Raw genomic sequence first — 21315 nt, 5'->3', positions numbered from 1 at the left:
CGATGGCGGTCGGCGTCGTCCGCATCCCGGTCGCGGACCTGCTGTCCCCGACCGCCGAGCAGTGGGAGGTCATCCGCGTCTCGCGGATCCCCCGGGTGCTCGCGATCCTGCTCGCCGGGGCGGCGCTGTCGGTCGCGGGGCTCGTCATGCAGCGGATCACCCAGAACTCGTTCGTCTCCCCGACGACGGCGGGGACGGTCGAGGCCGCCGTGCTCGGCATCCTCGTGGCGACGCTGCTCGTGCCCGCTGCCTCGCTCCTGGTGAAGATGGTCGTCGCGATCGCCACCTCGGTCGTCGCGACCGCCGGTTTCCTCCGGCTGCTGCGCGGGGTGCGGCACCGCGACCCGGTCGTCGTCGCGCTCGTCGGGATCATGTACGGCGGGGTCATCGGTGCCGTCACGGTGTTCGTCGCCTACCAGCGCGACCTGCTCCAGCTCCTCGACTTCTGGTCGACCGGGTCCTTCAGCGCCGCGACGGAGGGGCAGTACGAGCCGCTCTTCCTCGTCCTGGCCGTCGGCGCGGTCGGCTACGTCTACGCCGACCGGTTCACCGTCGTCGGCATGGGCCAGGAGTTCGCGACGAACCTCGGGGTCTCCTACCGCACGGTCCGGTCCGTCGGTCTCGTCGTCGTCTCCGTCATGGCCGCGACGGTCGTCGTCGTCGTCGGGGCGATCCCCTTCCTCGGGCTCATCGTCCCGAACGTCGTCTCGCTCGCCCTGGGCGACCACGTCGGGCGCACCCTGCCGGTCGTCGCCCTCGCCGGCGCCGGCTTCGTCCTCGCGTGCGACGTCGTCGGGCGGGTCGTCCGCTTCCCCTACGAGATCCCGGTGAGCACCGTCGCCGGAGTCCTCGGGGCCGGGGTCTTCCTGTGGCTCGTCCTGCGCACCGCGTCCGGGAAGGAGGCGCACGGATGAGCACCGTCCTCGACCCGTCCACCCCGCTCGACCCCGGCCCCGCCGTCGGCCCGTCGTCGTCCGAGCGGGCCCGGCGAACGAGGGTCCGCCGGGCACTGGTCGTCCTCGTCCTCGTGCTGCTCGTCGGCTGCGCGGCGCACCTGCTGTGGGACCTGCGGGGCTCGTGGGCGTACGCGCTGGACCTGCGCAGCCGGCAGCTCGGGGCGCTCGTCGTCGTCGGGGCGGCGGTCGGGGCGTCGAGCCTGGCGTTCCAGACCGTCGCCGGCAGCCGCATCCTCACCCCGGGCGTCATGGGGTTCGACACCCTCTACGTGCTCATCCAGACCGTGACGGTGTTCGCCTTCGGGGCCGGGGCGCTGCAGCTGTTCGGCGTCGTCGAGTCGTTCGTCCTCGACACGGCCCTGCTGACGGTCTTCGGGGTGCTGCTCTTCCGGTGGCTCTTCCGCCGGCACAGCCGCAACCTCTTCGTCCTCGTCCTCGTCGGGATCGTCCTCGGGTCGCTCTTCGCCTCGCTCAGCACGCTCGCGAGCCGGATGCTCAGCCCCGACGACTACCTCACCCTCCAGGCGGTGCTCTTCGCGAGCTTCACGACCGTCGACGTCCGGCTGCTCCTGGTCTGCGCGGCGACGTCGGCGGCGGGTCTCGCCGCGCTCGTCCCGCTGCTGCGGCGGCTCGACGTCGTCGACCTCGGCCGGGACGCCGCGGTGGCCCTCGGGGTCGACTACCGGCGCACGGTGACCCGGGTGCTCGTCGTCGTCACCCTCCTCGTCGCGACGTCGACGGCGCTCGTGGGGCCGATGCTCTTCCTCGGCCTGCTCGTCGCGAACCTCACCCGCCAGTTCCTGCCCACGCACACCCACGTCGTTCTCGTCCCGGCGGCGGCGGTCACCGGGGCGGCGACGACGGTCCTCGGCCAGGTCGTCGTCACCCACGTCCTCGACCTCGCCACCCCGCTGTCCGTCGTCGTCAACCTCGTCGGCGGGGTCTACTTCCTCGTCCTCCTCCTGCGATCGGTACGCCTGTGATCCACGTCGACCACGTCAGCCACGCCTACACCCCGTCCGGCCCGCCCGTCCTCGACGACGTCGCGCTCGACATCACCCGTGGTGCGGTGACGGCGCTCGTCGGACCGAACGGCGCGGGGAAGTCGACGCTGCTCGCGGCGGTCTCCCGGCTGCTCGGGCCCGACCACGGTCGGGTCGTCGTCGACGGGGTCGACGTGGCCCGGGCGCCCGACCGGGAGGTGGCGCGGGTCCTCGCCGTCCTGCGGCAGGACACCCGCCTGTCCGCGCGGCTCACCGTCGTCGACCTCGTCCGGTTCGGCCGCTTCCCGCACAGTGGGGGAAGGCTCACCACCGCCGACCACGAGGTCGTCGCCGCCTCGCTCGCGCACGTGGGGATGGCCGACCTGCGCGACCGCTACCTCGACGAGCTGTCCGGCGGCCAGCGGCAGCGCGCGTTCATCGCGATGGTGCTGGCGCAGGAGACGCCGTACGTCCTCCTCGACGAGCCGCTCAACAACCTCGACATGGAGCACGCGGCCTCGGTGATGCGGGTGCTGCGCACGGCCGCCGACGACCTCGGGCGGACGGTCGTCGTCGTCCTCCACGACGTCAACATGGCCGCGGCCTGGGCGGACGACGTCGTCGGCATGCGCGACGGGCGGGTCGTCGCGCGGGGGAGGCCCGCCGAGGTGCTGCGGACCGACGTGCTGCGGGAGGTCTTCGGGATCGAGATCCCCGTCGTCACCGTCGACGGGTCACCGGTGGCCCTGCACTGGCTGCCGCGCGCGGGGCGGCACCCGATGGGGGTGGGTCAGAGGTACTGACCGGTGCCCTCGGCGGGACCCGTGCCCGGGAGCGGGCCGCCCTGGCCGGGGTGCCCCGGCCGCTGGTGCCCCGGCCCGCCGTGGCCCTGGGCCGTGCCCGGGGGCAGCTGGCGCATCTGCTGCAGCTGCGCCTGCGCCGCCATCTGCTGCGCGACGAGCGCGGTCTGGATGCCGTGGAAGAGCCCCTCGAGCCAGCCGACGAGCTGGGCCTGCGCGATCCGCAGCTCCGCGTCGCTCGGGGCCTCCTCGCTGAACGGCAGGGCGATCCGCTCGAGCTCCTCGACGAGCTCGGGGGCGAGGCCGTCCTTGAGCTCGGCGAGCGACCGCTCGTGGACGTCGGCGAGGCGGGCGCGGCCCTGCTCGTCGAGCGGGGCGCTGCGGACCTCCTCGAGGAGCTGCTTGACCATCGAGCCGATCCGCATGACCTTCGCGGGTTGCTCGACGAGGTCGGCGGGGTTCGTCGGACGGGTCTCGTCGCCCTCGTCGGGGGCGGTGCGGGGTGCGACGCCCATGCCCTCGGGCGTCACGACGACGACCTTCTCGTCGTCGGTCGAGACTGCCGCCGGCACCTGTCGGCCCTGCTCGTCGTCGGTGTCGTCCTGCGGGCGCTTCGCCTCGTCGCTCATCCGCCCATCCTGCCCCCTCGTCCGGACAGCCGACCGTTGACATCGACAGTCGATATGCATATCGTTCCTCGACAACATATCGACGAACGACATGGAGGACCTCATGGTTCGGTCACGCGCGGCAGTCCGCAGCCTGTGGGAGCTGGACCGGTCGGACCGGGTGGCAGCCGCGGTCATCCTGACCGTCACCACCGTCATGACCGCGGCGACGCAGGTGATCGTGCCGCTGTGGCGGTGGGTGACCGGGCGCGGGATCGTCGTGGACTACGTCGGCCCGGTGGACGCCCCCCGCCTGGACGTCGCCGGCGTGGCCCACGACGCGGAGGGGACGGTCCGGGCCGTCGTCCCCGGTCCGAGCGCGTCGTTGTGGCTGCTCGACCTCGCACCGGGTGTCCTCGTGACGGTCTTCGTCGCGGTCGGCTGCTGGATGCTGTGGCGCACGACCGCGGACATCGTGGGGGGCGAGGCCTTCGGGACCCGCACCGTCGTCCGGCTGCGCGTCCTCGGGGTCCTCGTCGCCCTGGGCGTCCCCGTCCTCGGCGTGCTCCGCGGGGTCGCGGACCTGCAGGTCGTGGCCTCGCTCGACCTGCCGGAGCTCACCGGGGTCATCGACGTCCGCTGGGAGGCCCTCGTCGCCGGGTTCCTCGTCCTCGTGGTCGCCGAGGCGTTCCGCGCCGGGACGAGGATGCGCGAGGACCTCGAGGGGCTCGTCTGATGCCGGTCGACGAGCCGCACCGGGTGCACTGCCACCTCGACGAGCTGCTCGAGGCGCGGGGGATGACGCTCGCCGCGCTCGCCGAGGCCGTCGGGGTGACCGTCGTCAACCTCTCGGTCCTGAAGAACGACCGCGCCCGGGCCGTGCGGTTCAGCACCCTCACGGCGGTGTGCGACGTCCTCGACTGCCAGGTCGGTGACCTCCTCAGCGTCAGTCCGCCGCAGGCGTGACCCGACGCATGACCGGCTGGGCGAGGAGCGCGAGCAGCGCCGCGCAGACCCCCGCGGTCACGGTGACCGCGAACGCGCCCGGGTGGGCGTGCACGTCGGCGAGACGTCCTGCGACGGCGGACCCCAGGGCGTAGCCACCGCCGGTGACGGCCGCGAGCAGCGTCATCGCCGTTCCGACCCGGGCCCGCGGCACCGCACGCTCTCCGAGGACGAAGTTGCTGATCATGTACGGCGCGACGACGAACCCGAGGACGAGGACGACGCCGAAGAGGGCGGGGACGGAGTCGACGAGCAGCAGCGGCGCCGACAGCACCGCGAGGCCCGTGGCCGCAGCGAGGATGCGGCTCGGGACGCCGATCCGGTCGGGCAGGCCGGCGACGGCGAGCCCGGCGAGGACGGACCCGACGCCGAGGGTGGCGTGCACGATGCCTGCGAGGCCGGGCTGGCCCGCGGCCGTCGTGAGGACCGTGGTGCCGGTCTGCACCGACCCGAAGACGACCCCCATGAGGGCCTGGGCGGCGAGGAGGACGACGAACACCGGGGTGAGGACCCGCCCGACGGCGCTCGCGGTCGGCCGGTGCGCGTGGGTGAGCCGGGCCGACGGGTGGAGGGCGAAGGCGCTGCCGAACGTCATGAGGACGACCGCGGCGACGGTGACGGCAAGCGCCGGGTCGACGAGGACGACGAGCGCGCCGATGAGGGCCGGGCCGAGGACGAACGAGGCCTCGTCGGCGGCGCCCTCGTAGGAGAACGCCGTCTCGAGCAGGCGGCGCTGGTGGCTGCCGGTGTCCCGGGTCAGCGGCCGCCACCGCACCCGCGCGAGCGGGCCGACCTGGGGCATCGCGATCCCCGCGAGGCCCGCGGCGGCGATCACGAGCGGGGCCTCGGACTCCGCCCGCACGACGGCGACGAGGAGGAGCAGTCCCGCGCCGCCCACGAGGCTCTGGACGAGGACGACGGGGCGCTGGCCGACGCGGTCGGCGAGCGCGCCGGCGACCGGCGCCCCGATCCCGTTGGCGACGGCGATCGCCCCGGCCGCCGCCCCGCCGGTGCCGTAGGAGCCGGTGGCGCCGGCGACGAGGAGGAGGGTGCCCATCTGGCTCATGGCGAGCGGCAGGCGGCCGACGAAGGCGACGAGGACGTAGAGGGGGCCGGCGAGGTCGAGCAGGCGCCGGTAGCCGGCGAGGGGTGACACGGGGATGACGCTCCTGGGTCTGCCCGGGGTACGGGCGGTCCGGTGTGCGCCGTTCCCACCTCACACGGCGCACCGGGGACCCTGTGCTGCACCCAGTCTACCGCCGGTGCGCCGTGCGTCAGGACCGCTCAGGTCGTCCGGCGGGTGACCTGCGGGGCCTTGCGGATGCCGGCCGCCGCGAGCGCGGCCGCGACGACGGGCACGAGCACCCCGACGACGAGCAGCGAGACCCACGGGACGACGAGGATGCTGCCCTCGGTGCCGACGCCGCCCGGCGCGAGGGGGTCGTAGCCGCCGCTCGTGAGGGGCACGGAGATGGCGATGCCCGGCACGATGCCGATGGCCACCCCGAGGACGCATCCGACGACGGCGAGCGCGAACGCCTGGGCCGCGGCCATGACCCGCCTCGTCCCCCGGGTCGCGCCGAGGGCGGCGAGGGTCGCCTGGTCGGTCTGCTGCTCCGCGAGGGTGAGCGCGGTCGAGGTGAGCGTCACGACGAGGATCAGCAGGGCGAACACCCCGAGCAGGATGGCGACGACGACGCGGTCGCTGCGCTCGAAGCCGTTCTCCTGGCGGACGCCGACCTCGTCGCCGAGCCGTTCCTGCAGGGTCTCCACGGTCGACTCCGGCACCGGGTCGCCGTCGGGCGTGCGGACCGTCCAGCTCCCGGTGCGCAGCGGCCAGTCGCTCGAGACGGAGGACTCCGCCGGGACGAGCATCGTCGCCTGCAACGCCCTGCCGCTGGTGTCCTTCGTGAGTGGCAGCACGACGGCCGGGACCTCCTCGTCGGACGTCGTCTCCACGTCCGGGTCGATCGGCTCCGTGGCGGCCGGGTCGACGGCGTACGTCCCCTGCGCGACCCGCACCGGCTCCGACAGGTCACCGACGAGGACGACCGCTCCGGCCCGCACGGCCTCCGCGTCCGCGCCGGAGAGCTCCAGGCGGCGCACGAGCTCGTCGGCCGGGAGCACCGGCACCGCGCCGGATCCGAAGGACTCGGAGCCGGCGACGACGCACCCCTCGGTGTCCGGTCCGGCCGAGATCCAGCCGAGGGTCTCCTCGACCGTGCACCCCTCGGGGACGACGCTCACGAACGCGACGCGGTACGAGTCCTGTGGCGGTTCGAAGGAGAACCGTCCGGGGTCCCCGGCGAAGGTCTCGTTCGGGGTGACGAGCACGTCGGGGCCGGCGGCGGAGGCGACGGTCTCGGTCGTCAGCGTGTCGTCCCCCCACGAGTCGACGAGCACCTCGCCCGGGACGGTCGAGGGCAGGTACTGCCGCGCGGCCTGCTCGGTGTCGCTCGCGAGGCCGGTGAGCCCGAAGGTGAGCCCGGCGACCGCTGCGAGGATCGCCGCGACCGACGGCGCGCTGCGAGCACGGTGCCGGGCGAGGTCGCGGGTCGCCATCCGCAGCGACGTCGGCAGCCGGCCGCCGAGCCGGCCGACCCCCGCGAGGACCATCGGGACGAGGAGGAGGGAGCCGACGACGAGGACGACCGCGCCGACGACGACGAGGTACTCGGTCGAGTAGCCGACCCACGGCTGGACGACCGAGGCCAGGGCGGGCGGCAGCGCGTTCGTGCCGGCGAGGGTGAGCAGCCCTCCCACCGTCGTGGTGACGACGCCGACGGCGAGGACGAGCAGGCTCGGACGCGGCGAGACCGACTGTCCGCGCATGACGCCGACGATGTCGAGCCGGCCGAGGCGACGGGCGGGGACGAGGGCGGCGACGACCGTCGATGCCACGGCGCACAGGAGCACCCCGCCGAGCATGAGCGGGCGCACGTCGAACGGTCCGGTGAAGGAGAACGGGCTGCGAGCCCGGGCGAACACCACGATGCCGTAGGCGGCCGCGACCCCGAGCCCGACCGCGACGACGGCGGAGAGCGCGCCGAGGACCAGCGCCTGGGCCAGCACCGTCCGGCGCAGGGCCGCGGTGGGGGCGCCGTTGCTCGCGGTGAGGGCGAGGGTACGGCGCTGCCGGGAGGCGTTGACGGCGAACGCCGGCCCGACGAGGAGCGTCGTCGTCACGAGGAGCATCGCCCCGGCGAGGCCCACGTACATCGCCGTGCGGTTGCCGTTCGCGACGATCTGGTCGCGCACCTCCGGTGCGAGCTCGGCCTCGCCGGGTGGGTCGGCGAGCACCGCGGCGGAGGTCACCTGGAAGCCGTACTCGTTGAGGGCGCGTACGTCCTCCCACAGGACGGGCATGCTCCCGGTGACGATCCACCGGCCCCCTGCGGCCCGCTCCCCGACCGGGGCCGCGGTGACGAGCCCCGGCCGGTCCCAGCGGGTGGCGGCGTCCGCGGTGCCGACGACCTCGACGGTCCGTTCCGTGCCCTCGAAGCTCCCGACGAAGGTGCCGCTCGTCGGCAGGCCTCGTCGCTCGCCCTCGGGGGTGACGAGCGCCTCGACGGGCCCGTCGGACGCCGGCGCCTCGGGCCAGCGGCCGGTCGTGAGGGTCAGCTTCTCGCCGAGGCCGGCGCGGCCGTCGAGGGCCAGGGTCGAGAACGACCGTCGACGCCCGTCGAGGGTGACACGGACGCTCTCGCCGGACTCGGCGACCACCGGCCGGCCGAGGAGGTCGGCGACCGCGGCCGCGTTGACGTCGGCGCCCGCCTCGGCGTCGTAGCCCGGGACGGGGGTCGCGGCGTCGTCGCCCCCGGCGAGCCCCTCGCTCGGGGTCGGCCCCTGGGCGAGGGGGAACGGCTCGGGACCCTCGAGGACCGCCTGGCCCGACCCCATGAGGGAGGGGATCTGCTCGACGCCGGAGACGTCCTCGGTGTAGGCGAGCGTGACGACGGCCGACAGCAGGAGCGTCGGCAGCAGGACCATGACGACGACGAGCGCGCTGCGGCCGCGGTAGCGCCGCACGTCGCGTCGGGCCATCCGCATCGCGACCGCCCAGCTCGAGCGCCACCGGGCGAACCGGGAGGCGTCCGCGGGCTCGTCGTCGGTGCCCGGTCCGGGGGCGAGGTCCGGGCGCGGGGAGGTGAGGGTGCTCATCACACGGTGCCGGAGGCGAGGAGGTCCTCGGCGCGGTCGGGGCCGCCCGTCGAGTCGACGACCTTCCCGTCGCGGAGGAAGACGACCCGGTCGGCCCACGCGGCGTGACGGGCCTCGTGCGTGACGAGGAGCCCGGCGACCCCGTCGTCGCAACGCTCGCGCAGGACGCGGAGCACCTCCTCGCCGGTGTGGCTGTCGAGGGCGCCGGTCGGCTCGTCGGCGAGGACGAACCGGCGGGTGCCGACGAGGGCGCGGGCGATCGCCACCCGCTGCTGCTGGCCGCCCGACATCTGGTCGGGGTATCGGTCCGAGAGGTCCATCAGCCCCATGAGGTCGAGGGTGTGCCGTGCGGCCCGGCGGGCGAGCCGGGCGCGGGTGCCGTCGAGCTCGAGCGGCAGCGCGACGTTCTCGGCGGCGGTGAGGCTCGGGATGAGGTTGTAGTCCTGGAAGACGAACCCCATCCGGCGGCGGCGCAGCTTCGCGAGGGCGCGGGCGTCGAGGGTCGTGAGGTCCTGGTCGCCGATCGTCACCGACCCCGACGTCGGGCGGTCGAGGCCGCCCGCGACGTTGAGCAGGGTCGACTTGCCGGACCCGCTCGGGCCCATCACGGCGACGAGCTCGCCGGGGTGGATCTCGAGGCTCACGCCGTCGAGGGCGCGGACGGCGGTCGGGCCGTCGCCGTGGACGCGGACGACGTCGCGCAGGACGACGTGGGCGGTGGTGTCGGTCATCGGTTCCCCTCCAGGTGGGCCGACGCGGCGTCGGCGGTCGGTGTGGTGCGCTGCGGCGGCCCGGCCGGGGGGCGGGGGCGTCCGAGCGCGACGTGCCGGGCGAGCGTGGACTCGACGTGGTCGAGCCAGCGCGCCTCGGCCTCGGCGGCGAAGACGAGGTTCTCGAGGACGAGCAGCCAGGCGAGCCCCTGCTCCGCCGGCTGCCCGTCCCCGTCCGTGGTGCGCTCGCCCGACCCCTCCGCGCGGGCGAGTGCGTCCCGCTTGAGGCGGGTGAGGTCGCGCAGGTGACGCAGCGTCGACGTGCGCTGGTCCTGGACGACGGTGCGGACGTCGACGCCGGGCGCGGTGACCGCGAGGGCGAGCTTGATCGCGAGCTCGTCGCGCGGGGTGCTCGACCGGTCGACCGGTGTCGTCCACCACACGCCGAGCTCGGCGCGGCCGGGGTCGGTGAGGCGGTAGGGGATGCGGCCCTCGTCGTCGGCCTCGCCGGCCTGCTCGACGAGCCCGTCGCGGACGAGCCGGTCGAGCGTCGTGTAGACCTGCCCGACGTTGAGCGGCCACGTGCCGCCGGTCCGTGCCTCGAAGTCGGCCCGCAGGCGGGCGCCGTAGGAGTCGCCCTCGGCGAGGAGGGCCATGAGGCCGAGGCGGACGGACATCGTGGGCTCCTCTCCGAGGGGTGCATACCCGGTATGTCGGGTCTGTCGGGGAGATGTATACCGAGTATTACCGGCCGCCGTCAAGCATCTCCCCGGGCGAACGTGTCCCGTGTCCTCCATCGAGGCCTGACGGGGTGCAGACCTCTCCCTGACCTGTCGGTCTCGCCGGGATCTGCCGACCTCGTCGGCCCCTGCCGCCACGACGCCTCCCTTCGGCGGTATCGGCATGGGTCGGAGAGGTCTGCACCCGGTCGGCGGGATCGGCATGGGTCGGAGAGGTCTGCACCCGGTCGGCGGGATCGGACGCGGGCCGGTCCGTCCGGACGGGTGGTGGCGCGACGGACCGGCAGCGGTGAGGATGTCGGAGCGGGCGGTCGACGACGACCGGTCCGGACCCCACGACGGAGAGGTGTTCCGATGCTCGTCCCGATGACGGTGTCCGACTTCATCGACCGTGCCCGCACGGTCTACCCCGACCGGGTCGGGGTCGTCGACGAGCCGGACCAGCCGGCCGACCCGTGGGGCGACCTCACGTACGCCGAGGTCGCCGCGCTCGCCGAGCGGCAGGCCGCCCGCCTCGACGAGCTCGGGGTCGGGGTCGGCGAGCGGGTCGCGATCGTGTCGCACAACGCCGCCCGGATGCTCGTGTCCTTCTTCGGCGTCTGCGGCTCCGGGCGCGTCCTCGTCCCGGTGAACTTCCGGCTCAAGCCCGACGAGGTGCGCTACATCGTCGAGCACTCCGGCGCCCGCGTCCTGCTCGTCGACCCCGAGGTCGACGCCGCGCTCGCCGACGTCACCGCCGAGCACCGGTTCGTCCTCGGCGACGACGCCGCCGTCCTCGCGCCCGAGGGCAGCACCCCCCGCCCCTGGGAGCGCGACGAGAACGCGACCGCGACGATCAACTACACCTCCGGGACGACCGCCCGGCCCAAGGGCGTCCAGATCACCCACCGCAACATCTGGACCAACGCCCTGACCTTCGGCCTGCACGCCGGGGTGTCCGACCGCGACGTCTACCTCCACACCCTGCCGATGTTCCACGCCAACGGATGGGGGATGCCGTTCGTCGCGACCGGCCTCGGCGTCCGGCAGGTCGTCCTGCGCAAGGTCGACGGCGCCGAGATCCTGCGCCGGGTGCGCGACCAGGGCGTGACGTACATGTGCGCCGCGCCGGCCGTCGTCAACGCCGTCCTCGACGCCGCCCGCACGTGGGAGGGCGAGGTCCCCGGCCGCGACCGCGTGCGCATCATCGTCGCCGGGGCCCCGCCGCCGACGACGACCGTGGCGCGCGTCGAGTCCGAGCTCGGCTGGGAGTTCATCCAGATCTACGGGCTCACCGAGACCTCGCCGCTGCTCACGATCAACCGCACCCGCGAGGAGTGGGACGACCTGGGCACCGAGGAGCGCGCCGCGCGCCTCGTGCGCGCCGGGGTGCCGGCCCTCGGGGTCACCCTGTCGCTGTCGGAGGAGGACGAGGTGCTCGCGCGCTCCAACGTCGTCCTCGAGGGCTACTGGGACCAGCCGGAGGAGTCCGCCCGCTGCCTCGACGGCGGCTGGTTCCACACCGGCGACGGCGGGACGATCGAGGACGGCTACCTCACGATCAGCGACCGCAAGAAGGACGTCATCATCACCGGCGGCGAGAACGTGTCGTCGATCGAGGTCGAGGACGTCCTCTTCAGCCACCCGGCGGTCACCGAGGTCGCCGTCATCGGTGTCCCCGACGAGCGGTGGGGCGAGACGATCAAGGCGCTCGTCGTCCTCGCCGAGGGGGAGGACGTCGGGGAGGCCGACCTCATCGCCTGGTGCAAGGAGCGGGCCGCCGGCTACAAGGCGCCGACCTCGGTCGAGTTCCGCGACGAGCTCGCGCGGACCGCCACGGGCAAACTGCAGAAGTTCAAGCTGCGGGCGCCCTACTGGGAGGGCCGCGACCGACAGGTCAACTGAGCGCCCACGCCCCGAGCGCGAGGGCCGCCGGGACGGTCTGGACGAGGAGGATGCGCGGGCTCACCGTCGCCGCCCCGAAGACGCCCGCGACGAGGACGCAGCCGAGGCCGAAGACGCTGAACGCGGCCCGGTGCTCCTCCGGACCGAGCAGGCCGAGGACCAGCGCGGCGACGAGGAAGCCGTTGTACAGCCCCTGGTTCGCCGCGAGCACCTTCGTCGCCGCCGCCTGCTCGCGCGACATCCGGAAGACCGCCCGGCCGCGCGGGGTGTCCCACAGCGCCGTCTCGAGGACGACGACGCCGACGTGGACGAGCGCCACGAGCGCGGTGAGGGCGAGGGCGACGGCCTGCATGGCGGATGTCTACCGCAGCGGGGCGGCCCGGCGGTAGGGACCGGCGGTGCCCGTCAGCCGACGGTGAGCAGGATCTTGCCGACGTGCCCGCTCGCCTCCATCTCGCGGTGCGCCTCGGCGGCGTCCGCGAGCGGGTGGCGCGACTGCACGACGGGCCGCACGACCCCGTCGGCGACGAGCGGCCACACGTGCTCGCGGACGGCCGCGACGATCGCCGCCTTCTCCGCCGCGGGCCGCGATCGCAGCGACGTCGCGACGACGGCGCCGCGCTTGGCGAGCAGGGCGCCGAGGTCGAGCTCGCCGGTGCGACCGCCCATCAGCCCGATGACGACGAGGCGCCCGTTCGTCGCGAGCAGGTCGACGTTGCGCCCGAGGTACTTCGCCCCGACGACGTCGAGGACGACGTCGGCGCCGTGGCCGTCGGTGGCCCCCCTGACGCGCTCGACGAAGTCCTCCTCGCGGTAGTTGACGAGGACGTCGGCGCCGAGGTCGCGGCAGGCGTCGAGCTTCGCGGCGCTCCCGGCGGTCGTCGCCACGGTCGCGCCGACGGCCTTCGCGAGCTGGATGGCCATCGTCCCGATCCCGGAGGACCCGCCGTGGACGAGGAAGACCTCGCCGGGCTGCAGGTTCGCGGTGAGGAAGACGTTGGACCACACGGTGCAGGCGACCTCGGGCAGACCGGCGGCGTCGACGAGCGGGACCCCGGCGGGCACCGGCAGCAGCTGCCCCACCGGCACCCGGACGTGCTCGGCGTAGCCGCCGCCGGCGAGGAGGGCGCACACCTCGTCGCCGACGGACCAGCCCTCGACCCCGTCGCCCAGCTCCGCGACGGTGCCGCTCACCTCGAGACCGGGGACCTCGGACTCGCCCTTCGGCGGCGGGTAGAACCCCTGGCGCTGCATCGAGTCGGCGCGGTTCACCCCGGCGGCGACGACCCGGACGAGCACCTCCCCCTCGCGCGGCCGGGGGGTCTCGACGTCGGAGAGCACGAGGGCCTCGGGGCCGCCCGGCTCGGGGATCGTGATGGCCTGCATACCTGCGAGGCTAGGCGTCGTCGTCGAGCGCGGCCAGGTCGGCGGGGGTGTCGACGTCCCGGCCCGCCCGGCCGGTGACCGCGACCCTGCGGTGCGGCAGGCCGAGGAGGCGGCGGGCGGGCACCCCTGCGGGGTCCTCGGGGGCGGCGGCGAGGAGGGCGGGGGTCCGGTAGGCCGCGAGCAGCGGGTTGGGCACCCCCTCGTCGTCGACGGCGACGACGGCGGCGACGTCCGGCGCGGCCCCGTCCAGCGCCGCGACGAGGTCGACGAGCGCAGGGGCGGCGTGCGGCATGTCCCCTGCGACGACGGCGAGGAGGTCGGTCCCGGCGGCTCCGGCACCGGTGAGCACGGCGGCGAGCGGACCCGCGCCCGCCGGTCTCTCCCGCGCCCACGTCACCGGGCGCGCGGTGTCCCGTCGGCCCCCGACGGCCACGACGGACCAATGCGCCGGCAGGGCCTGGAGCAGGTGGTCCAGGACGGTGCCGCCGCCCAGGGACGCTGCGAGCTTGTCCGCGCCGAACCGCGTCGAGCGGCCGCCGGCGAGGACGACGACGGTGACGGTGCCGGTGCCGGTGCCGGTGCTCATCGTCCGAGCGTAGGTGCCTGCCTCAGCCGTCCTCGGCCGCCGCGCGTAGGGGCCCGCACCGCAGGACGGGGTCCGGTCTCGGCTCGTCCGCGAGGCGGTACACCGGCATCCCGCCGCAGCCCGTCCCGATCTCGACGTACCGCTCCTCGAGCACCGGGCCGACGGTCCGCGGGGCGGGGGTCCCCGCCGTGTCCAGGTCGTAGGCGAGGACGAACCACGTCGGTGCGTCCGGCCCTCGCATGAGGTCCGCGAGCTCCTGCGCCGTCGGGTCGAGGACCCGACCCGGCACGCTCCACAGGTACGGGTAGGGCGAGGGCAGCCCCGACGCCAGCTGGACGTCGGCGGAGCCGCGGAACAGCGTCAGGGTGTCGCCGGGCTGCGAGGCGGCGCCGATCGAGGCGCCGAGCAGCACCCGGCTGGTCGGCCGCTGGGACTGCGGCCACGTCCGCAGGTCCCCGATGCCCGCCGCGACGGAGGAGGCCACGACGACGGTGACGAGGGCCGCCCCGACCCCGCGGTCGGTGCGGCGGGTCCGGTCCTCGGTGCCGGCGGCGAGCAGGACGGCGAGGGCCAGGGCCGCGGCCGGGTAGAGCGGGACGAGGTAGGTGACCCAGTAGCTGCCGCCGAGGAGCAGCCCGACCCCGTCGACGAGGACCATGACGACGAGGGCGACGGAGACCGGGGTGAGCACCCGGTGGCGCCGGACCGCGCGGAGCACGAACCACGCGAGGACGACGACGAGCCCGGAGGTGATCCCGACCTCCGCGAGCGTCGTCCCCCGGCGCAGGGCGGTGTACAGGCTCTGCGACGCGATGGTGTCGAGGGCGTCCGAGCGGACCCCGGCGACGGCGTACCAGAGGGCGCCCCACCGGACGCCGGCGACGCTCGCCCAGATCAGGGTCGCGACGACGTGCAGGGCGGCCCCGCCGACGAACGCCCCGAGCATGCGCAGCGTCGCGCCGGTCGCCAGGCCCCCTCGCAGGCGTGTGGCGAGGAGCAGGACGATCCCGAACACCACCGCGCCGACGAGGTTCTGCTTCAGTCCCGGGGGCAGGCCCGCGAGGACACCGGCGAGCGCGACGAGGGCGATCGACCCCGTCCGGACGGCCCGCAGCGACAGCCACACCGCGCCGGTGAGCAGGGGCAGCGAGAGCACCTCGCCCTTGGCGAGCACCGCGTCGACCGAGGAGTTCGAGGTCAGGGCCGCGGCGGCGAGGGCGCTCGGGACGACGACGGCCGCGACGACGCCGGGCGTCGCGCCCGGTCGCACCTGCCGGACGACCTCGAGCGCCGCGGCCGCCGTCGCGAGGACGAAGAGGACACATGCCGCGAGCGCCACCCAGCGGATCGCGGACGGGCCGCCGAGGGCGTCGGAGAGGCGGAAGACGGCGACGAGCAGCGGGGGCCGGTCGACCCAGTACTCGCCGTAGGGGTCGCTCGGCCGTGGGTCCCACGCGCGGGCGACGAGGGTGTAGCCGGACTCGTCCGGCCGCAGGCTCTGCCCGAGCGCCGGCACCCGACCGGCCGCGGCCAGGAGCGCGGCGAGCACGACACCGACCGCCGTGAGCGGCCCGGCCGCCGCGGGCCGGCCGCGCGCCGACCCGGAGGCCGCCGGGTTCGCGTCCGCGCGGTCCGGGGGCCCGGTCGACGAGGGCCCGGTGCCCGGATGGCCCGTGCTCTCAGGACCGGCGCCCGGAGGCCCGGTCGACGAGGGTCCGGTGCCCGGGGGCTCCCTGCTCGCAGGCCCGGTCCCCGAGGAGTCCGTGGGGCGGGGGTCCATCACACCTCCGTCGTGCTGGGTCTCCAGTGTGACGGCCCTACCCGGCGGGGTCGACCCTCACGCCCTCCGGACGGCGCGGACGACGACGTCGCGGACGTGGTGCCCGCCCCGGCCGCCGTCGATGACGCGGTCGCGGAGCTCCGGGCCGTGCACGGTCCACCCGTCGCCGAGCGCCGCCGCCACCTCGTCCGGCATCACGAGCGCCTCGTGGTCGAAGCGGGGGTCCGGCTCGTCCACCGGGTCGCCGTGCTCGTGGTCGCCGTGCCCGTGACCGTCGCCGACCATGTCGTGGTGGACGACGAGCAGCGTCCCGCCGGGAGCCACGAGCGAGACGAGCCGCGGCACCGGGTCGGTCTCCCGCGGCAGGACGGCGTAGAAGGCCGAGACGAGGTCGAAGCCGGCGCCCGGCAGGTCCAGGTCGGCGAGGACGCCGTGCCGCCAGTCGACGTCGACCCGCGCGTCGGCGCCCTGCCGCCGGGCGCGCCCCAGGGCGACGGTCGAGGGGTCGACGCCGGTGACGGCCCAGCCCCGCCGGGCGAGCCACACCGCGTCCGCGCCCTCCCCGCAGCCGACGTCGAGCGCCCGGCCCGGGGCGAGGTCGGCGACCTCGACGGTGAGCGCGTGGTTCGGCGCCCCGCTCCACACGTGGTCCTGCTCGGAGTACAGCTCGTCCCACAGCTCCTGGCTGCTCATGTCGGTCATGGCAGGAGTCTGCTGCCGCCCGTCGCTCGACGCCGCGTCCCGTTGCCGGACCGGCAAGCGGTGCCCGGGCCGCTCACCCGTCGAGGAACGTCCGCACGGCCGTGACGAACGCCGCCGGCGCGCCGAGGTGCACCTCGTGTCCGGTCCCCAGGGTCAGCGACCGGCCGTCGGGGACGAGGTCGACGAGCTCATGGACGTGCGACTCGTCGACGAAGCGCTCGGGACCGCCGGCGACGACCAGGACCGGGGGCCTGAGCCGTGCGAGGAGGTCCGGCCAGTCTGCAGCGGGGTCGTCGACCTCCGGGCGGACCTGCTCGACGACGCGCCAGTCGAAGCCGGGGTCCTCGTCCGGGCGCGCAGGCGCGGTCGGCGGGCGCGGGTGGAGCCGACCGACGTCCTCGAGGACGAGCCGACGGACGAGGTCGGGGCGGTCGTCGGCGAGGCGCAGGGCGACGAGCCCGCCCAGCGAGTGCCCGGCGAGGTCGACGGGACCGGCCACGAGGTGCGGCAGGACCTGCGCGAGGTCCTGGGCCATGAGGGCCACCGAGTACGTGCCGGGCCGGTCGCTGCGTCCGTGTCCACGCAGGTCGACGGCGTGGACGGTGCGGTCCGTCCCCAGTCCCACGGCGACCTCGTCCCAGGTCGTCGCGTCGGATCCCGTCCCGTGGACGAGGACGACGTCGGGCCCGGTCGGCGCGGCGCAGCGCAGTGTGAGGACCGACAGCACGGTCCGATCGCCGTCGACGCGGCGGCGCTCGGTCACCCGGCGACGGGGTCGGTGACGTCCGCGACGTCGGCGTCGAGCACGGCGACGAGGGCGTCGGCCCCGACCGTCGCCGCGACCCCGTGCGCCCCGGCCCCGACGGACACGGTGCGACCGGTGATCGTGGCATCGGCGAGGACCGGCAGCCGGCGCAGCGAGCCGAACGGGGTGATGGTGCCCCGCTCGTAGCCCGTGACCTCACGGGCGGTGTCGGCGTCTGGCATCGAGATGCGGTTGACGCCGAGGTGGGCCCGCAGCTTCGGCCAGGAGATCTCGCGGTCGCCGGGGACGAGGACGAAGAGATAGTCGTCCTCGGCGCGGCGGACGACGAGCGTCTTGACGATCCCGCCCGGCTCGACGCCGCGGGCCGCGGCGGCCTCCGCGAGCGAGCGGACGCGACCGTGCTCGGTGATCTCGTAGGCCAGCCCCGACGTCGCGACCGCGGCCCGGGCGCGGGCGGCGGCCTCCGCGGCCGGGTCGCCCGGTGCGGCCTCGCTCACGAGATCGGCTCGACCTTGATCTCCTTCGGCAGGTGGCCCGAGGAGTTGCGGTAGTACGACGCGGCCTTGCGCTCGGTGAGGGTGCGGGCGGCGCCGACCGCGAGACCCATGATCGCCGCGTAGGCGAGGGCCTTGACGACGGGGGCGTCGGGGTTCTTCGGGTTGATCTCGTCCTGGCCGGCCTTGGCCCATACGGCGTTGACGGCCTTCGTGGCGAGGATGCCGGCGAGGATCGGTCCCCCGGTGCCGAGGAGTTTCCAAGCGAGGGTGCCCATGGGCGCGTCCTTCCGTGGCTCGCGGAGGTGGTCGGACGGGCGCGGCGGCCCGTCCTGGCCACTGTATCCCCGAGCGCGTTATGGTGGCGGGGTCCACCGACAGGGGAGCGCCACCCGGCGCTGAGAGTGCGGTCCGCCGCAGACCCTTGAACCTGATCCGGTTAGCACCGGCGATAGGGAGTCGTGCAACTGCCATGTCTGCACCCACGCGTCCGTCCACCACGTCCGACGTCACCGCCCGCCGCGGGTCGATCACCGCGACCCGCCCGCTCATGGGGTGGCGCACCGTCGACATCCTCACCGTCACCTTCCTCGGGGCGGCCCTCGGGGTCGCCTTCTGGGGCTGGGGCATCGTCTACAACGGGCCGATCACCGCGCTGAAGATCGGCTACGCCCCGCTCATGGGGCTCTTCGTCGGCACCTGGTTCCTCGCCGGCGTCATCGGCGGGCTCGTCGTCCGCCGCCCGGGCGCCGCCCTGCTGTGCGAGGTGGTCGCCGCGCTCGTGTCGATGGTCCCCGGGACGGAGTGGGGCGCGACCGTCCTCGTCTCCGGCATCCTCCAGGGCCTCGGCGCCGAGATCGCCTTCGCGATCTTCGGCTACCGGTTCTTCGGCATCGGCGCCGCCGCGCTCGCCGGGGCGCTCTCCGCGCCGCTGGAGTGGCTCTTCGAGACCGTCAGCTTCCCCGCCTCGTGGGCCGACGTCCCGGTCCTGTCCGTCCTCGCGAACGGCGGCGGCTGGTACGCCGAGTGGGTCCTGCGCGACAAGCTCGTCTACCTCGCGGCGATGGGGGTCTCCGGCGTCGTGCTCGCCGGGGTCGTCGCCTGGCTGCTCACCCGGGCGCTCGCCCGGGCGGGCGCGCTGTCGGCGTTCCCCGCCGGCCAGGAGCACCGGGAGACCCGGGCTGTCTGAGCCGGCGGTGTCCGCCGTCCGCGGGCGGGTCGAGGTCGACCGGCTCACCTGGCGCCCCTACGGGCGGCGCGAGCCGGTGCTGCGCGAGGTCTCGCTCACGGTCCGCCCCGGCGAGCGGGTCCTGCTCGTCGGCCCGTCCGGGTCCGGCAAGTCCACCCTGCTGCGTGCGCTCACCGGGCTCCTCGGCACGGTCGAGGCGGGGGAGCTCGGCGGGGCGGTGACGCTCGACGGCGACGACCCGGGCACCCGGCCGGGAGCCGTCGGCCTCGTCCTCCAGGAGCCGGGCGCCGGGGTCGTCGCGGCGACCGTGGGCCGGGACGTCGCCTTCGGGCTCGAGAACGTCGGGACGGCCCGCGAGGCGATGCCGCCGGTCGTCACCGGGGCCCTGGCCGCCGTCGGCCTCGGCCACCTCGACCTCGACACCCCGACCTCGGCGCTGTCCGGCGGGCAGACCCAGCGGCTCGCCCTCGCCGGGACGCTCGCGCTCGACCCGTCCCTCGTCCTGCTCGACGAGCCGACGGCCATGCTCGACCCGGAGTGCGCCGCGGAGGTGCGCTCGGCCGTCGCCGGCCTCGCCCGCGACGGTGAGCGGACCCTCGTCGTCGTCGAGCACGTCCTCGAGCCGTGGGTCGACCTCGTCGAGCGTCTCGTCGTGCTCTCGGACGACGGCCGCGTCGTCGCCGACGGGCCGGTGGGCGAGGTCCTCGCGCTCGAACGGGATCGCCTGCTCGCGATGGGCATCTGGGTGCCGGGCGTGCCGCCGCCGGAGCCGACCCCGGTCGACCCCTCGCTCCTCGCGGTCGGTGCGGTGCCCGGGGCAGCGCTCACCGCGGACCCGTTCGCCGTCGACCGCACGACCCGGCTGCTCGACGGCACGGCGCGCACCCGGCGGGCGGCCGTCCTCGGCGACCCGCTGGCGGCGCACCCGGGGACCCTCACCGCCCTCGTCGGGGCGAGCGGGTCCGGGAAGTCGACGGTGCTCTCCGCGCTCGCGGGCTTCCTCGACGGCGAGCCCGAGGGGGCCGTCCGGGTCACGGGTCCCGAGGGCCCGGTGGCGCCCGGGGACCTCGGTGCCGCGGCCCTGGCCTCGGTCCTCGCGTGGGTCCCCCAGTGGGCCAGCTCGACGATCGTCACGGGGCGGGTCCTCGACGAGGTCCTCGTGACGTCGCGCTCGCTCGGCCACGACGGCCCCGACGTCGAGGACCGCGCCCGCCGGCTCCTCGAGGCGCTCGACCTCGGCCGTCTCACGGACGCCGACCCCCGGGAGCTGTCCGGGGGCGAGCAGCGACGGCTCGCGGTCGCCGCCGCCGTCCTCCACGGACCCGCGGTGCTGCTGGCCGACGAGCCCACCGTCGGGCAGGACCGCCACACCTGGGCGGCCCTCGTCGGTCTCGTCGCCGCCTACCGCGCGGCGGGCGGCGCGGTCGTCGCCGCGACGCACGACCCCGTCGTCGTCGCGCGTGCCGAGGTCGTGCACCGGACGGTGCCGCCGCCACCGCCGACCGAGCCGCCCCCCGCCCGGGTGCCGCTCGTCGCCCGCTGCGGGCCGCTCGCGCTCCTCGGCGGGGCCCTCCTCGGCGTCCCCGCGGGGGTGCTGTCGCCGCACTGGTCGACCTCGCTCGCCGTGCTCGCCGTGCAGGCGGTGCTCACCGTCGTCGGGCTGGCGGCGCCGGGCGCCGGGGACCGCCCGCCGGCGCGGCTGCGGCGGGTCGGGCTGCGGATGCTGCCCGGCCTGCTCGCCGCGGTGTCCGTCGCGTGGTCGACGTGGCTGCTCGCCGGTCAGGACGTCGACGCCGCCGCCACCGTCGCCCTCCGGGTGCTCGTCATCGTCCTGCCGTCCGCGGTGCTCGTCCCGTGGGTCGACCCCGACCGGCTCGGCGACCACCTGGGCCAGCGCCTCGGGCTGCCCGACCGCCCGGTCGTCGCCGTCGCGGCGGCGCTGCAGCGGGTGCACACCTTCGGTGCCGTGTGGAGCGAGATCGGCCGGGCAAGGCGGGTCCGGGGCCTCGGGGTCTCCTGGCGGCACCCGCGCTCGGTCGCCGCGTACCTCGGGGCCGCGACGATGGGCCTGCTCGTGCGGACGCTGCGGTCCGCCGCCGAGCTCGCCGTCGCGATGGACGCCCGCGGGTTCGCGACCGCCCAGCGACGGACGTGGTGGGCGCCGGCGCCATGGCGGGTCCGGGACACCGTCCTCGTGCTCGCCTCGACGATCCCGCTCGTCGTCGCCGTCACCGCCCGCTGACCGACGCGTCGTCGGCAGGTCGACCCGGTCGTCGCCCCCGTGCTTCGCCGAGCCGGGAGGTCCGTCGAGCCGGGAGGTCCGTCGAGCCGGAGGTCCGTCGAGCCGGAAGGTCGGTCGAGCCGGAAGGTCCGTCGAGCCGGAAGGTCGGTCGAGCTGGGAGGTCGGTCGAGATCGGGCAACACGCAGACGGATCGGCGGCGGATTCAATCGGTGAGTGCAACGGGGGGTTTCAGGCTACGTCGGCGAGGGCTTCGGCGGGGGTGTGCCAGCCGAGGGTCATCCGGGGGCGGTTGTTGAGGCCGTCGGCGACGGTGTCGAGGTCT

The 21315-nt window shown here is 75.3% G+C and carries 21 protein-coding genes, 1 pseudogene and 1 riboswitch; of the genes and pseudogenes, 9 read left to right on the top strand and 13 right to left on the bottom strand.

The genetic code is table 11. The annotated features are described in order from the left end of the window. The first annotated feature begins 2 nt into the window (after positions 1–2). Genes KC207_RS15595 through KC207_RS15585 form a run of 3 tightly spaced genes read left to right on the top strand, consistent with a single transcriptional unit; the run spans position 3 to position 2742 of the window. Positions 3–914 (top strand): ABC transporter permease, encoded by a 912-nt coding sequence (locus KC207_RS15595; protein WP_249138795.1) that lies wholly within the window; start codon positions 3–5, stop codon positions 912–914. After that, on the top strand, positions 911–1939 hold the full coding sequence (locus KC207_RS15590) for an iron chelate uptake ABC transporter family permease subunit (protein ID WP_211604247.1): 1029 nt from the start codon (positions 911–913) through the stop codon (positions 1937–1939). Before KC207_RS15595 ends, KC207_RS15590 begins: the two co-directional genes overlap by 4 nt. Beyond that, positions 1936–2742: an iron ABC transporter ATP-binding protein gene (locus tag KC207_RS15585; RefSeq protein ID WP_211604246.1), complete on the top strand. Its 807-nt coding sequence runs from the start codon at positions 1936–1938 to the stop codon at positions 2740–2742. The genes KC207_RS15590 and KC207_RS15585 overlap by 4 nt, the downstream gene beginning before the upstream one ends. On the opposite strand, the gene KC207_RS15580 is transcribed toward KC207_RS15585, so the two are convergent. Then, entirely contained in the window at positions 2730–3368 is a 639-nt protein-coding gene (locus KC207_RS15580) for a bacterial proteasome activator family protein (protein ID WP_211604245.1), read from the bottom strand. The genes KC207_RS15585 and KC207_RS15580 overlap by 13 nt on opposite strands. Positions 3369–3471: 103 nt before the next feature. Here KC207_RS15580 and KC207_RS15575 point away from each other — a divergent pair, with 103 nt between their 5' ends. Together KC207_RS15575 and KC207_RS15570 are read left to right on the top strand one after the other, a co-directional pair. Beyond that, the gene (locus KC207_RS15575) at positions 3472–4083 is read left to right on the top strand and encodes a DUF2975 domain-containing protein (RefSeq protein WP_211604244.1); all 612 of its coding nucleotides are present in this window, start codon (positions 3472–3474) and stop codon (positions 4081–4083) included. Continuing rightward, a complete protein-coding gene (locus KC207_RS15570; protein ID WP_211604243.1) occupies positions 4083–4313 on the top strand; it encodes a helix-turn-helix domain-containing protein in 231 nt (76 codons plus the stop codon). The genes KC207_RS15575 and KC207_RS15570 overlap by 1 nt, the downstream gene beginning before the upstream one ends. Here the strand turns inward: KC207_RS15570 and KC207_RS15565 are convergent. The 4 genes from KC207_RS15565 to KC207_RS15550 form a co-directional block, all read right to left on the bottom strand. Continuing rightward, complete coding sequence (locus KC207_RS15565; protein WP_211604242.1) at positions 4294–5508, bottom strand: MFS transporter; 1215 nt, start codon at positions 5506–5508, stop codon at positions 4294–4296. The two genes, KC207_RS15570 and KC207_RS15565, sit on opposite strands and share 20 nt — an antisense overlap. A gap of 128 nt (positions 5509–5636) precedes the next feature. After that, positions 5637–8513 (bottom strand): ABC transporter permease, encoded by a 2877-nt coding sequence (locus KC207_RS15560; protein WP_211604241.1) that lies wholly within the window; start codon positions 8511–8513, stop codon positions 5637–5639. Beyond that, a complete protein-coding gene (locus tag KC207_RS15555; RefSeq protein ID WP_211604240.1) occupies positions 8513–9244 on the bottom strand; it encodes an ABC transporter ATP-binding protein in 732 nt (243 codons plus the stop codon). Before KC207_RS15555 ends, KC207_RS15560 begins: the two co-directional genes overlap by 1 nt. Then, positions 9241–9900, bottom strand: coding sequence for a PadR family transcriptional regulator (locus tag KC207_RS15550; protein ID WP_211604239.1), 660 nt, complete (start codon positions 9898–9900; stop codon positions 9241–9243). Before KC207_RS15550 ends, KC207_RS15555 begins: the two co-directional genes overlap by 4 nt. Positions 9901–10329: 429 nt before the next feature. Between KC207_RS15550 and KC207_RS15545 the strand changes: the two genes are divergently transcribed. Next, complete coding sequence (locus tag KC207_RS15545) at positions 10330–11847, top strand: AMP-binding protein (RefSeq protein ID WP_249138794.1); 1518 nt, start codon at positions 10330–10332, stop codon at positions 11845–11847. Here KC207_RS15545 and KC207_RS15540 read toward each other — a convergent pair. From KC207_RS15540 to KC207_RS15505, 8 genes are all read right to left on the bottom strand, one after another. Then, complete coding sequence (locus KC207_RS15540; RefSeq protein ID WP_211604237.1) at positions 11840–12199, bottom strand: DUF1304 domain-containing protein; 360 nt, start codon at positions 12197–12199, stop codon at positions 11840–11842. The genes KC207_RS15545 and KC207_RS15540 overlap by 8 nt on opposite strands. A gap of 53 nt (positions 12200–12252) precedes the next feature. Next, entirely contained in the window at positions 12253–13233 is a 981-nt protein-coding gene (locus tag KC207_RS15535; protein WP_211604236.1) for an NAD(P)H-quinone oxidoreductase, read from the bottom strand. Between the two features lie 10 nt (positions 13234–13243). Next, positions 13244–13819 (bottom strand): molybdenum cofactor guanylyltransferase, encoded by a 576-nt coding sequence (gene mobA, locus KC207_RS15530; RefSeq protein ID WP_211604235.1) that lies wholly within the window; start codon positions 13817–13819, stop codon positions 13244–13246. 22 nt (positions 13820–13841) lie between these two features. Continuing rightward, positions 13842–15368, bottom strand: coding sequence for a hypothetical protein (locus tag KC207_RS15525; RefSeq protein WP_211604234.1), 1527 nt, complete (start codon positions 15366–15368; stop codon positions 13842–13844). 288 nt (positions 15369–15656) lie between these two features. Beyond that, positions 15657–16301 (bottom strand): class I SAM-dependent methyltransferase, encoded by a 645-nt coding sequence (locus tag KC207_RS15520; RefSeq protein ID WP_249138793.1) that lies wholly within the window; start codon positions 16299–16301, stop codon positions 15657–15659. A 73-nt stretch (positions 16302–16374) separates the two neighbouring features. Beyond that, entirely contained in the window at positions 16375–17064 is a 690-nt protein-coding gene (locus tag KC207_RS15515) for an alpha/beta fold hydrolase (RefSeq protein WP_249138792.1), read from the bottom strand. Beyond that, positions 17061–17564 (bottom strand): aminoacyl-tRNA deacylase, encoded by a 504-nt coding sequence (locus KC207_RS15510; RefSeq protein WP_211604233.1) that lies wholly within the window; start codon positions 17562–17564, stop codon positions 17061–17063. The genes KC207_RS15515 and KC207_RS15510 overlap by 4 nt, the downstream gene beginning before the upstream one ends. Next, entirely contained in the window at positions 17561–17839 is a 279-nt protein-coding gene (locus KC207_RS15505) for a DUF4235 domain-containing protein (RefSeq protein ID WP_211604232.1), read from the bottom strand. The genes KC207_RS15510 and KC207_RS15505 overlap by 4 nt, the downstream gene beginning before the upstream one ends. Positions 17840–17930: 91 nt before the next feature. Then, a riboswitch (TPP riboswitch) is annotated at positions 17931–18036 on the top strand. Between KC207_RS15505 and KC207_RS15500 the strand changes: the two genes are divergently transcribed. The 3 genes and pseudogenes from KC207_RS15500 (at position 18034) to KC207_RS15495 (ending at position 20992) form a co-directional block, all read left to right on the top strand. After that, positions 18034–18750, top strand: a complete 717-nt coding sequence (locus KC207_RS15500; RefSeq protein WP_211604231.1) for an ECF transporter S component — start codon at positions 18034–18036, stop codon at positions 18748–18750. It overlaps the preceding riboswitch by 3 nt. 91 nt (positions 18751–18841) lie before the next feature. Next, positions 18842–19261 (top strand): annotated as a pseudogene (locus KC207_RS17155) (ABC transporter ATP-binding protein); the annotation flags it as partial. Between the two features lie 12 nt (positions 19262–19273). Further along, positions 19274–20992 (top strand): ATP-binding cassette domain-containing protein, encoded by a 1719-nt coding sequence (locus KC207_RS15495; RefSeq protein WP_437179139.1) that lies wholly within the window; start codon positions 19274–19276, stop codon positions 20990–20992. The last annotated feature ends 323 nt before the right edge of the window (positions 20993–21315 follow it).

The organism is Phycicoccus avicenniae, from assembly GCF_018139485.1.
GTDB classification, from domain to species: domain Bacteria; phylum Actinomycetota; class Actinomycetes; order Actinomycetales; family Dermatophilaceae; genus Phycicoccus; species Phycicoccus avicenniae.
This window is presented reverse-complemented; position numbering and strand designations above follow the sequence as displayed.

Excerpts from the sequence above, each read along its gene's own strand:
- KC207_RS15560 (WP_211604241.1), bottom strand. The coding sequence starts at position 8,513 with ATGAGCACCCTCACCTCCCCGCGCCCGGACCTCGCCCCCGGACCGGGC.
- KC207_RS15540 (WP_211604237.1), bottom strand. The coding sequence starts at position 12,199 with ATGCAGGCCGTCGCCCTCGCCCTCACCGCGCTCGTGGCGCTCGTCCAC.
- KC207_RS15570 (WP_211604243.1), top strand. The coding sequence starts at position 4,083 with ATGCCGGTCGACGAGCCGCACCGGGTGCACTGCCACCTCGACGAGCTG.
- KC207_RS15545 (WP_249138794.1), top strand. The coding sequence starts at position 10,330 with ATGACGGTGTCCGACTTCATCGACCGTGCCCGCACGGTCTACCCCGAC.
- KC207_RS15495 (WP_437179139.1), top strand. The coding sequence starts at position 19,274 with ATGCTCGACCCGGAGTGCGCCGCGGAGGTGCGCTCGGCCGTCGCCGGC.
- KC207_RS15580 (WP_211604245.1), bottom strand. The coding sequence starts at position 3,368 with ATGAGCGACGAGGCGAAGCGCCCGCAGGACGACACCGACGACGAGCAG.
- KC207_RS15595 (WP_249138795.1), top strand. The coding sequence starts at position 3 with ATGGCGGTCGGCGTCGTCCGCATCCCGGTCGCGGACCTGCTGTCCCCG.
- KC207_RS15550 (WP_211604239.1), bottom strand. The coding sequence starts at position 9,900 with ATGTCCGTCCGCCTCGGCCTCATGGCCCTCCTCGCCGAGGGCGACTCC.
- KC207_RS15500 (WP_211604231.1), top strand. The coding sequence starts at position 18,034 with ATGTCTGCACCCACGCGTCCGTCCACCACGTCCGACGTCACCGCCCGC.
- KC207_RS15575 (WP_211604244.1), top strand. The coding sequence starts at position 3,472 with ATGGTTCGGTCACGCGCGGCAGTCCGCAGCCTGTGGGAGCTGGACCGG.
- mobA (WP_211604235.1), bottom strand. The coding sequence starts at position 13,819 with ATGAGCACCGGCACCGGCACCGGCACCGTCACCGTCGTCGTCCTCGCC.
- KC207_RS15590 (WP_211604247.1), top strand. The coding sequence starts at position 911 with ATGAGCACCGTCCTCGACCCGTCCACCCCGCTCGACCCCGGCCCCGCC.
- KC207_RS15520 (WP_249138793.1), bottom strand. The coding sequence starts at position 16,301 with ATGACCGACATGAGCAGCCAGGAGCTGTGGGACGAGCTGTACTCCGAG.
- KC207_RS15555 (WP_211604240.1), bottom strand. The coding sequence starts at position 9,244 with ATGACCGACACCACCGCCCACGTCGTCCTGCGCGACGTCGTCCGCGTC.
- KC207_RS15505 (WP_211604232.1), bottom strand. The coding sequence starts at position 17,839 with ATGGGCACCCTCGCTTGGAAACTCCTCGGCACCGGGGGACCGATCCTC.
- KC207_RS15535 (WP_211604236.1), bottom strand. The coding sequence starts at position 13,233 with ATGCAGGCCATCACGATCCCCGAGCCGGGCGGCCCCGAGGCCCTCGTG.